Origin of the sequence: Candidatus Angelobacter sp. (assembly GCA_035607015.1) — a bacterium.
Classification (GTDB): Bacteria; Verrucomicrobiota; Verrucomicrobiia; order Limisphaerales; family AV2; genus AV2.
The window spans coordinates 1-10728 of record DATNDF010000433.1; the positions used below are offsets into that span (position 1 = coordinate 1).

A 10728-nucleotide genomic window follows, 5' to 3' on the forward strand; every position below is an offset into this window, starting at 1 on the left:
GCACCGTCGGAACGAACAGCGAGTCTCCTTGCGGAAACATGGCCAGATACACCGCCTGCACTTCTCCTTCCACTGCGGCGGGGTTTTTTGTATCAACCTGCGGATACATTTTGGTTAATTTAACGGCTCCGACCCGGAATGCACGCATTTTCTTGGCATGGACGGGTCGGAATGAGCGCGTTGCGGCCAATGTCTGGACCGGGATGACGTTGTGAAGGCCGGATCATTTCTTTACGGATGGAAAGCATGAGCGAAACCATTCTCAGTTTTGTGCATGACATCACTCGGACCATTGTGAACTTCCGTCTCCCTGAATCGCGGCATCGTACGCGCACACAGCGCACCCGCGAAACGCGCCGCAAAATACCCGCTGGACTAAACACGGCAATGATTAAAAGTATCCCGCGCTTGCGCGCGTAAAAAACCAGGCCCATGGCTCATCATCCGCATCTCAGCTCCAGCACGGATCCGACATTTGCAGCCAAATCGCGCTCGACCTGGGAAATCATCCGGCGCGTGGCGGTTTATCTGCGCCCTTACAAGGGGATGGCCGCGGCCAACGTCGGCTGCGCAGTGCTTTCCCTGGCCTTTGCGCTCGCTTATCCGCAGTTGATCGGCGTCGTCATTGACCGGGTGATCGGCCAGAAACAGGCCGCGTTGCTCGCGCCGGTCATGCTGGGTTTGCTCGGCGCGTTTCTCCTGCGCGACCTGTTCAACAGCCTGCGCATCCGCATCAATAACCGGTTCGAGCAGGATGTGATCTACGACATGCGACGCGCTGTCTATGCGCGCCTGCAACGGTTGCCGGTGGGTTACTTCGACCAGCGCGCCTCCGGCGATTTGATGACACGGGTCCTCGAAGACGTGAATGCCGTCGAACGCGTTCTGATTGACGGCACCGAGCAGGGGACCGTTGCCGTGCTTAGCATCGCCGGCGTGCTGGCCATCATGTTTCACTACAACCCGATGCTGGCTCTGGTCGCGATGGCCCCCGTGCCGCTGCTGACCGCCGGGGCCATCTGGTACACCGTCACCGCGCATGGCCGGTATCGCGCACAACGCCTGGCGGCGAGCGCCATGAACGCCTTGCTGATGGACAACCTGCAAGGCGTCCGCCAGATCAAGGCGTTCGGCCGCGAACCGCACGAGGATTCGCGCTTCACCCGGCGCGCCGACGACCTCCGCCAGGGCACACTCAAGGTGATGCTCGCCTGGGCGAACTACTCCCCCGCGATGAGCTTTGTCACGGCGCTCGGCACGGTGTTTGTACTGTGGTATGGCGGCGGCCAGATGCTCGCGGACAAGATGACAGTCGGAGAACTGGTCAAATTCCTGATCTACCTCACGCTGTTCTACGAACCGGTCGCGCGTCTTCACGGCCTGAATCAAATGCTGCAGGCCGCGCGTGCCGGCGGCGAACGGGTGTTCGACATCCTCGACGCGCCCATGGAGCGGCCGGGCAACGAACCCCGCGCCGCCCTGCGAATTCCGGTCCGCGGCGAAGTGATTTATGACGACGTCGGTTTTAGCTATGGACCGGAGCGAGTTGTCCTGAAAAACGTTTCCCTCCACGCGAGGCCCGGCGAAATGATCGCACTGGTCGGACCCACGGGCGCCGGCAAGTCAACGCTCGTCAACCTCCTGCCCGCCTTTTACGAATTGTCTTCCGGCCGCATCACCGTTGATGGCCAGGACATCAGTTCGGTGTCGCTCGAATCGTTGCGCGCGCAGATCGCCATCGTCAGCCAGGAACCGTTTCTCTTCAACGGGACCGTTCGTGAGAACATTCTTTATGGCAAACTCGACGCCACCGACGACGAACTCAAAGGCGCGGCCCGCGCGGCCAACTGCCACGAATTCATCTCCCGCTTGCCCGAAGGCTATGACACGCGCGTCGGTGAACGCGGCGTGAAACTGAGCGTCGGTGAAAAACAGCGCGTCAGCATTGCTCGCGCGTTGTTGAAAAACGCGCCCATCCTCATCCTCGACGAAGCGACCGCCAGCGTGGACACGGGAACGGAACGACTGATCCAGGAAGCGCTTGAACGTTTGATGGCGGGCCGCACGAGCTTTGTCATTGCGCATCGTTTGAGCACGATTCGGCAAGCGGACCAGATTCTGGTGCTGCGGCACGGCGAAATCATCGAGCGCGGCACGCACGAGGAGCTGCTCGAAGCGGACGGCCTCTACGCCAAACTCGCCCGCATTCAGAACACGACAACCATTGAAGAGGGCTTTGAAAAGCTGGCGGTGAATTGATTGGAGAACCGGCGGTCTACTGGAGGGATCTCGGTGCCAGGCAGGCAAGCATCATCTGACGTAGTACACGATCGGCGTGCACAAACCATGAACGATGCAGCCCGCAAGCGCCAGTAAAGATGGCTCGAAATACTTCGACCGTCTTTCATCGGGCTTCGACTCTTTACGGGCCGCAGACCATCCCCAACCAAGTGTAACCAGGAAAACAGTCGCCGCTGCCAACTGCAACGCTACGTGTACTAAAGATCTATCTTGCGCGAAAAAATGGAACGGAATCAGCGCAGCACTTGCGATCGCGAGCTTGAACAGGGAGGAAATGGTAGTCATGGGTTCTCCTGATTGAGCCTGCGTTCATGAAAGCAGATTTGCGGCCTTTCGTGAAGGATTAGTTGGGAGTTCCAAGTCGCGCTCCGGCCGACGGGCAGCTGCAATCCACACGAGAATCTGCTCCGCGGACTTCTGTGGCTGTGTGCCCAGCGCGTTGTGGTCCGCACGCCACAGAGTTTTGCCGCCGCGATAGCCGGGACAATTCCTCCGCAGCCACCACCGCACAAAGGGCCACGGCACCAGCGGGTCTACCAATCCCGCGAGATAGTAAACCGGGAAACGAGTTTGTCGTGCCACCGGCCGCAGGTCATTGTTTGCAATCAATCCATAGCGATGAACGATGGCCTGCCGGTCCGCCTCCTGCGTCCGGTTCGCGACAAATTCGGCAATGCTTGCCAGCGTTTCCGGCGCGTGTTTGTGACGGAACTTCGCGTAGCGCGCATAGGCGGCGCAGAACAGTTTCACAATACTCATCGGAACGCACTCGCTCGCTCGCCGCGCCACGCGGACGGCCCAATTCACGGGATGCCGCACGAATCCCCCTGTCAGAATCAGCCCGAGCGGACGAAAGCCGCCAGCGGACGCCTGGGAATGTTTGATGATCTGCCAGGCCGGCTGCGAGCCGAATGACTCGCCCAGCAACCATCCTTCGCGAATGCTGTTTGCTGACAATGCTTCTTCGATCTCGCGCGTAAGATCGTCCAGCGTGCCTGTCACTGATCGCGGATAGGTGAATTCGACGAATCGTGTTTTGCCCGCAACGGCCGCGCGAAAGCTGCTCACCAGAGTCCAGTCGCCGTGCATGCCGGGCAGGTAAACCAGCGTCGGCAGCGAGGCGTCGCCGTGGATGCGGATTTGAAGTTGATCAGCAATCATGGGTGAAGCTCACTTGAACAGACTTCCTGCGCTTGCGCCAAACCCAACCGATCAGAATCAGCCCGCCTATGAACCCCGAACCATAGCTCGCCAGATGCGCCCAAAGATCTGCCAAAAAGCGCGCGTGAAGAGATTTGGCAATTTCCGAAGCAAGAGGGTCGGTCAACCAAATCTTGCCCGCGAGAGCCAGCACATATCCTACGATTCCAGCGGTCAACGCAGCCAAAGACATGATCAATAATAGAAGGAGAATTGGACGGCGCAGGGATCGAGCAGTGAGCTTCGTGTGATTTCCGCAACGCGAGGCCATGGCCAGTGGAACGCCGAGAATCAATCCAACCCACCAGGTGGCAATCACGCCCCAACCCAGGCTAAGCAGCGTCGGCGACTCCGTCGAAAACACAGGCAGGTGGCCAACCGTGAAATATTCGATGCAAATCCTCGCAGTGATTTGATCATGTACGATGCCGTATGCGACCGCCGCAACAACGCTCACGAGAATTATTTTGAAGAACTGCATGGCAATCTTTTCTTGAGTCCGAAGATCGTTTGAACTTTTTGAAAATCTAATACCCCGAACACGCCTCAAAAACCAAACGAGATTCCTTCATGGCCGCCACTTCTAATCAGGACATAACCCTCATAATCTCTTAGCACTGTATCAGGATCGATGCTCACTTCCAAAACATACTTCGTTCGTGAATCCAAAGTAAAATGCACCTTTGACAAATCGTATAACCACTGTGCACCAGAGCCTCCAGACCAAATGAACTCTGACAGCTTATGCTTATATTCGAGGATAACTTGCCCGGCCTCGTCTTTCAAAGTCAGCGCCAGTGTACCTCTCAGGTCATCAATGAAAGGCGGATTTGGGTGAGAACCGCCATTGCGCCATTCCAATTGTTGCGGGCCTTCAATTGCAAAATAGATTTCCTTGCGCCAACCGTCCTTTGGAAGGCCATGGAAATGGTAGGTCAAATCAATAGGGTGGTCTAACCTCACACGCTTGAAACGGGCTTGGTAACCACCGCCACCCTGCACGAGACCACCGTCAGGCATGGCGACAATTTCTCCGTCACCCCAGTAATTCGAGATTGCTCGCTGTGTGGAACAAGATGTCTGAAAGAGCACAACAACGAGTCCCATGCTTGCGACAAGGAATTTCGCGGTGTGTTTGGCAGAATTCATTTTGTCGCCTCAGTCAAACTTTTTGCCAGTTCCCGATGGTCCACCTTGCCCGTCCCAAGTTTCGGAATCTCTTTCACCACTTTGATCTCGCGCGGCACACAGAGATTGGTCAAACCCCTGGCTTTGATGGCTGCGCGCATTTCGTCGAGTGTGAGCCGTGGTTCGTTCGTTACTGCAACGAGCATTTCGCCCTTGTCTTCGTCGGGACGGCTCAGGACGGCGACCTGGCAGCGCAAACCGTAGCGGGGGAACGCGCCGACCAGCGCGTCTTCGACGGCGGCGAGGCTCACCATTTCGCCGCTCACCTTGGCGAAGCGTTTGAGCCGGCCAAGGATCGTCACGTAACGCTCCGCATCCACGCTCACGATGTCTCCCGTGTCATACCACCCACCGAGCGCCTTGAATTTCTCGTTGGCGTCGGGATTCAGATAGCCCTTCATCACATTCGGTCCGCGCACCAACAAACGGCCTCCTTCGGATACGCCCTCCACCGGTTCGAGTTTGTATTCGACGCCCGGCAACAGTTTCCCGGCTGAACCATGCCTGGCCTCCATCGGGGTGTTAAGGCTGACACACGGGCTGCATTCGGTCGCGCCGTAGCCTTCGAGGATGCGCACACCGAACCGGCGCGACCAGAGATTCGCCGTTGCCTCCTGCACTTTTTCCGCGCCGGCGAACATGTAGCGCAGGCTGCGGAAATCGTACGGATGCGCCTTGCGCGCATACCCGTTGAGAAAAGTGTTGGTCCCGATCATGATGGTGCAGTCGCGGTCATAAAAAACCGTCGGCACGACCCGGTAGTGCAGCGGCGACGGATAAATGAAGACGTAAATGCCGCGCACGAGCGGAAACAGCGTCCCGATGGTCAGGCCGAAACTGTGGAACAATGGCATCGCGTTAAAAATGCGGTCGCGGTCCTCGATGTCGGTGATGACCAGCAACTGCCGGATGTTGGCGATGAGGTTGGTATGCGTCAGTTCGACGCCCTTGGGCACGCCTTCCGATCCACTGGTGAAAAGGACAACCGCCGTGTCGTCTGGCCGGGCCGGCGAAAGGCGGAGCGCGGAGCGCAACGCCAATTTATGACGGAGGCCGGTGAAGAGTTTTTCGGAGCCGGAAATACGAGACCGCACGTCTTCGAGGAAAATCATTTCGATGCCCGCCTTGACGAGCGGATCGACATTGATTCTGGCCCGCAGGAGGAAGGAGCGCGAAGTGATGATCCGCTTCAATCCGGCGAGCTGCGCGCAGGCGAGCATTGTGGTCGCGCCGGTCGAGTAGTTCAACACAGCCGGCACTTTCTCCGCCGCCCAGAGGCTCAACAGCACGATGGGCGTGGCATTGGTGTTGGGCAGAAGAACGCCGATGCGTTCGCCGCCCGTCGCTTCGAACATTTTGCGCCATTGGCGCGCCATCAAATCAACGCCGATCATCAACCGTCGGTAGGTGAGCGTCTGCCGCGTCGCGTCCTCCGAGATGACAAACCGCGGGCAAAGTCCCGCGCGCTGCTTTATCGCGGCAAGAATCGTGGCCGGTTCCTGCTGCATCTCGACGGCAAACCGATGCGCAATCATCCGGTCGCGGAGCCAGTTGGTCAGCGTCGCGCGCGCCCGGGCCGTGCTCGCGTGTTCCAGTTTCGGCGGCACAAGCGGGTCGTTGAAGTGCACGGTGACGCGGGGAAACCATTGAGTGAGGTTCCCGTTCATTGTCAGCCGGTGCGGCAGGCGATCGGGCCCGCGCACGTGACAGGTGATGACCTTGGCACCGGTCTTGTGCAGCAGAAAGCCGGTGCCGTCGAAAAGCTTCATCAAAGAGCCGGTGCGGGTGAGCCGCCCTTCCGCGAAGAGCACGAGCCGGCCGCCGCTCTGCAGGAATTCCGCCACGCGTTTGAGCGAATAGGGCGACGCCGTGTCGATCGGGAAGGTACGTGAGTTCAGCATGATTTTCCGGTGGAGCCAACTGGTTTGCGCGCTCACGCTGGAAACCACAAACCTCCAGTCGTCCTCCAGGCAAAGGCCGAGAAACAACCAGTCAATCAGGGCCGTGTGGTTGGGGAGGAGAAGAACCGGACCTGGAACGTTTAGCGCGGCTTCGTTGTACGCTCGAAAACGAAAGAGCAGCCGGAGCAGAAACCGTATGAGTGTTTTCATGGTTTGGAAAATCTCCCGAGCAGCGTCTTCATTGAAAGCCAGCCGATCAACAAGGCGGTAACGAGGACGGAAAATGGCGCGAGCCAATGGTCGGGCGGCAGACGGCCGGGCGCGGCAAGGTCAAGCGAACCGGTGATGGTTTCACCCTGGCCGGGATAAGGCGCGGAAACCACCACGCGTCCGGTCCGGTCAATCAGTTGCGAAACCCCGGAACTGCAAACTCGAAAGATCGGGATGCCGTGTTCCGCGGCCCTTACCAATCCAACCCGGGCGTGGAGGCTGTGTTGATATCCGCCCCAATCCGCGACGTCCATGGTGGGAGCAATAATGGCCCGGGCGCCCTGTTCGATCAGTTCATCGGTGACCCGGCGGTAACTCAAATCATAGCAGATACATATCCCGAGCCGGCCCCAGGGTGATTCCCAAACATTCTGCTCTTCAGCTGGCCTGCCGTCATTGAAAAACTGGATCGGGACACTCTTGACCTGCCGGAATACGATGTCACCACCGGGACCGACCACGAAGGCCGTGTTGTAAAACTCTTTGTCGGTGATGAAATCCTTCCCGCCGGCGATGAGGTACTTCTTTTGCCGCCGACACCAGTCCCTGACCCGCTCCGGAACCGGGCCGTCAAACGTATATTCGCTGAGAACAAAAAGTTCTGCATTCGGATGACCGGCCAGCAGTTTATCCAGGACTCCGGGCACTTCGAGCGGAGCCGGAAATTCCATTTGCACCCCGGCGACCTGCATGGCGCGAGCTTTTTTAAGGGCCGGATGGCCATTCTGAAAATTCGTAAAGCAGGCAAGAGCGACGAGAGAAAATGTGAAAGCGACGCGAGCGCTCTTCCGCGGAAACAATGAAAGTGTGGCAATTACCACCATCAACGCCATCGCAATTCCATACGCGCCAAGGTGACTGATAACGAATACTTGTGGAGCCGCAGCGAATGCGTAACCGACGTTCAGCCACGAAAACCTCAGGTAATATAGTTCGCTGCGGAAATACTCCAGTCCTGTCCAGATGAACGGGATCAACAGCGGCGCCAATGACCCGAGCCGCTTTCGACACAATCGCGCCAGCGCGACAAACAGTCCGAGCCAGAACGGCAGCACGGTCCAAAGCGCCACCGCCGGCCAGCCGAAAATCGTCCAGAAGAACGTGAGATGCGGCGCATAGACCGCGTAACCGATGACCAGCCCGAAATAGAACGCCCTGCGCGGCGTGGGCAGCGCGGCAAGCCGGTAAAGGCAACCGAGGTAAACAATCATCAACCAGCTCAACCGCGGAAAGCCATACGCCAGATGGAACGCAACGACGGCGCCGGCTGCCAGTGCGATGGACTGCTTCCACGAAAACACCCGGTCTCCGGCATCAGTCCCGTTCACCGGCGCAGGCGCTTTTTCGGCAGACCGCGCGTTGCCAGCCGAGTTCATGTTTTCTCATTTCTGGCCACCTTCCCGGCGTTGGCGCAAACGCACGCCAGGTCGTTGACCAGTTGATTCGCGCGGTTGACGGCAAGCTGGCCCCAGACCTTTTCAGCCGCCGCATAGTAGCGGGGGAGAATCAGCTCAATGAGTTTCCTGCCGGCAGGCGTCAGCATCACGCGATAAGCACGGCGGTCGTCCGCGCTGTCGCGGCGCTGCACAAGGCGGCGCGCCTCCAGGCGGTCCACCAGGCCGGTCACGTTCGAGCGATGCATGATGAGCGACCGGCTGAGTTCGATTTGCGTGCAACCGGCGGGATGGTCACAAAGCAGATTGAGCACGTTGAACTGGCTCGGGCTGAGATCCCACCGGGCAAAGAACAGCCGGCTGGCGTTCCAGAGCGTCTCCGCCGTGCGCAAGAGTTGCAGCAAGGCGTGGTACCGGGGTCCGGGGGAAACGGCCGTCTGGGGGCGCATACCGGGATTGTCTATATTCAGATTGTTTATATGTCAACAATTATCCTCCCCGCGGCCCGGTCGCCCGGATGTGCCGGGCCCGCCACGCTTTCGCATGTGCGTTGCCAAGCGCCGCTTTTATTGGATACGATATTGGCGTGAGACAGTTTTTGGCGTTGGCTGGACTGTGGGTGCTGTTGGCCGCCGTTGCGCTCCGCGCGGTGGAGCCGGACGACCGGTTCGTCCGCATCTATACCTTGATCCAGCAGGCGGATGCGTTGAAGAAAGGCGGGCGGGAAGACCAGGCAAGGCAAAAGTATGTTGAAGCACGGGGAGAACTCGAATCTCTACGCAAGGAGTATCCCGGCTGGAATGAAAGCGTCGTCGAATTCCGACTCAAATACATTGCGGAAAAATTGGGACAAAACGGTGATTTATCCGGAAAAAGTCCGGCCGACGCGGAAGCAGCCAAAGCGTCCCGGGCCGGCGAATCCAACGGCACCGTCCAACTCCTGCAGGGACAGGTCCGCCAGTTGACGGCCGACAAGGAATTGCTCCAGGCCAGACTCAAGGAGGCGTTGACCGCGCAGCCGGCGGCAGTGGACCCGCGCGAGCTGGCGAGGGCCGAGGAACGAATCAAGGTCCTGGAGAAACAGGTCGGAGTGTTGAAGGCCAACCTGGAGAAGGCGGAATCAAAGCCGGACAAGCCGGTCGATCCCGTGGTGCTGGAGGACGCGCGCAAAGCGTTGGATGTGGTCTCTCAAAAGCTCGCGCGGCAGACCGAGCTGACCGCCACCGCGACATTGGAAAAAGAGGCGCTGCAAAAACGCCTGCAGGCGTTCATCGATGGTGATGAAATAAGAGCGCTGCGATCCGAAAATGAATCCTTGAGAAGACGGGCCGGCGGGTTGGCGGCCACGGCCGACGCGCAAACTGGTGCGCCCGCCAACGGGAACGAGAAACCGGAAGGCCGGCCCGCCGAACCCGCAGAGCGGCGCGGCGCAGCTGTGGCGCTAAAAACAAATACGCCCGGAAAAGGAACGAGTGAACGGGAAACAATCGCACCAACCAACGTGGTGATGGTGTCCGCTTTACAAACCGCGCTGCGATCGGTTCAACAGGAAAGGGACGAGTTACAGAGGAAACTTGACGCAGCGACCAGGGAGTTGGACGACTTCAGGGCCCGCAAGCCGTCGGCCCAAACGAATCCACGGACGGACCGGGCCACGGTATCGGGCCTGAGAACCGGTGTTTTCGACACAGGGAAACCTTCTGGTCCGCCCGAAGAGCAGGCTTTGCTGAAGCCGCCGGATACCACCTCACCAGAGAGAAGCGATGCGACCGGAAAAAAGCCTTCGGGGATGCGGCCGCCAGCGGAGTCACCCCTGCTCACTGAAGCCGCGCGCGCGTTTGCGGCTCATCGTTACGAAGAGGCGGAAAAGAAATACTCTGCGGCCCTGCGCATTGAAGGGAAGAACGCGAACGTTCTGGTCAGGCTCGCGGCGGTCCAGATCGAGCAAGGCCGGCTGGCCGACGCGGAACGAAACCTGGGCGAGGCGCTGATGGCCGATCCCAAGGACACCTCCAGTCTGTCACTCCTGGGCACCCTGAAAATCCGCGAAAAAAAATATGATGCGGCACTCGACGCGCTCAGCCGCGCCGCCCAGCTCGATCCAACAAATGCCGACATTTTTCAGCATCTCGGAGTCGCGCTGGCGGAGAAAGGACTGCGCGAACCCGCTGAGTCGGCGTTCCGGCGCGCGCTCCAACTCGCGCCCGATAACCCGGGGGCGCATCACGGCCTGGCGGCGGTTTACGCGGGCCGGCACCCCCCTTCGCTGGAACTGGCACGCCGGCACTATCAGAAAGCGCTGCAGGCCGGAGGCGCGAAAGATCCGGAACTGGAGAAGGTTTTAGACGCGCACAAGCCCGGGGTACCGTCAAAATGAACGCTGCGCGACCGGGCAAATCCGATTTGTTTTGCGGGCGGCTGCGTTGTTGTTCATTCGTGGGTCACGGTTATCGGAAATGTTGCGTCAATATCTC

Annotated in this window: 9 protein-coding genes; 2 read left to right on the forward strand and 7 right to left on the reverse strand. The window is 59.1% G+C overall.

Features of this window, described 5'->3' with window-relative positions; translation table 11 throughout:
• The first annotated feature begins 432 nt into the window (after positions 1–432).
• Entirely contained in the window at positions 433–2259 is a 1827-nt protein-coding gene (locus tag VN887_17460; GenBank protein HXT41799.1) for an ABC transporter ATP-binding protein, read from the forward strand.
• Between the two features lie 51 nt (positions 2260–2310).
• On the opposite strand, the gene VN887_17465 is transcribed toward VN887_17460, so the two are convergent.
• The 7 genes from VN887_17465 to VN887_17495 form a co-directional block, all read right to left on the reverse strand.
• Entirely contained in the window at positions 2311–2586 is a 276-nt protein-coding gene (locus VN887_17465; GenBank protein ID HXT41800.1) for a hypothetical protein, read from the reverse strand.
• Between the two features lie 24 nt (positions 2587–2610).
• Positions 2611–3462: an alpha/beta hydrolase gene (locus VN887_17470; GenBank protein ID HXT41801.1), complete on the reverse strand. Its 852-nt coding sequence runs from the start codon at positions 3460–3462 to the stop codon at positions 2611–2613.
• Positions 3452–3982 carry a hypothetical protein gene (locus VN887_17475; protein HXT41802.1) on the reverse strand — a complete coding sequence of 177 codons (531 nt, stop codon included), beginning with the start codon at positions 3980–3982 and terminating at the stop codon, positions 3452–3454. The genes VN887_17470 and VN887_17475 overlap by 11 nt, the downstream gene beginning before the upstream one ends.
• 65 nt (positions 3983–4047) lie before the next feature.
• On the reverse strand, positions 4048–4650 hold the full coding sequence (locus VN887_17480) for a hypothetical protein (GenBank protein ID HXT41803.1): 603 nt from the start codon (positions 4648–4650) through the stop codon (positions 4048–4050).
• On the reverse strand, positions 4647–6800 hold the full coding sequence (locus VN887_17485; protein ID HXT41804.1) for an AMP-binding protein: 2154 nt from the start codon (positions 6798–6800) through the stop codon (positions 4647–4649). The genes VN887_17480 and VN887_17485 overlap by 4 nt, the downstream gene beginning before the upstream one ends.
• Entirely contained in the window at positions 6797–8236 is a 1440-nt protein-coding gene (locus VN887_17490; protein HXT41805.1) for a nitrilase-related carbon-nitrogen hydrolase, read from the reverse strand. The genes VN887_17485 and VN887_17490 overlap by 4 nt, the downstream gene beginning before the upstream one ends.
• Positions 8233–8703 (reverse strand): MarR family transcriptional regulator, encoded by a 471-nt coding sequence (locus VN887_17495; GenBank protein ID HXT41806.1) that lies wholly within the window; start codon positions 8701–8703, stop codon positions 8233–8235. Before VN887_17495 ends, VN887_17490 begins: the two co-directional genes overlap by 4 nt.
• A gap of 137 nt (positions 8704–8840) precedes the next feature.
• On the opposite strand from VN887_17495, the gene VN887_17500 reads away from it, so the two are divergent.
• Complete coding sequence (locus tag VN887_17500; GenBank protein HXT41807.1) at positions 8841–10631, forward strand: tetratricopeptide repeat protein; 1791 nt, start codon at positions 8841–8843, stop codon at positions 10629–10631.
• The last annotated feature ends 97 nt before the right edge of the window (positions 10632–10728 follow it).

Bases quoted from the DNA above. Each gene is read 5' to 3' on its own strand.
- VN887_17460 (HXT41799.1), top strand. From the start codon at position 433: ATGGCTCATCATCCGCATCTCAGCTCCAGCACGGATCCGACATTTGCA.
- VN887_17465 (HXT41800.1), bottom strand. From the start codon at position 2,586: ATGACTACCATTTCCTCCCTGTTCAAGCTCGCGATCGCAAGTGCTGCG.
- VN887_17470 (HXT41801.1), bottom strand. From the start codon at position 3,462: ATGATTGCTGATCAACTTCAAATCCGCATCCACGGCGACGCCTCGCTG.
- VN887_17475 (HXT41802.1), bottom strand. From the start codon at position 3,982: ATGCAGTTCTTCAAAATAATTCTCGTGAGCGTTGTTGCGGCGGTCGCA.
- VN887_17480 (HXT41803.1), bottom strand. From the start codon at position 4,650: ATGAATTCTGCCAAACACACCGCGAAATTCCTTGTCGCAAGCATGGGA.
- VN887_17485 (HXT41804.1), bottom strand. From the start codon at position 6,800: ATGAAAACACTCATACGGTTTCTGCTCCGGCTGCTCTTTCGTTTTCGA.
- VN887_17490 (HXT41805.1), bottom strand. From the start codon at position 8,236: ATGAACTCGGCTGGCAACGCGCGGTCTGCCGAAAAAGCGCCTGCGCCG.
- VN887_17495 (HXT41806.1), bottom strand. From the start codon at position 8,703: ATGCGCCCCCAGACGGCCGTTTCCCCCGGACCCCGGTACCACGCCTTG.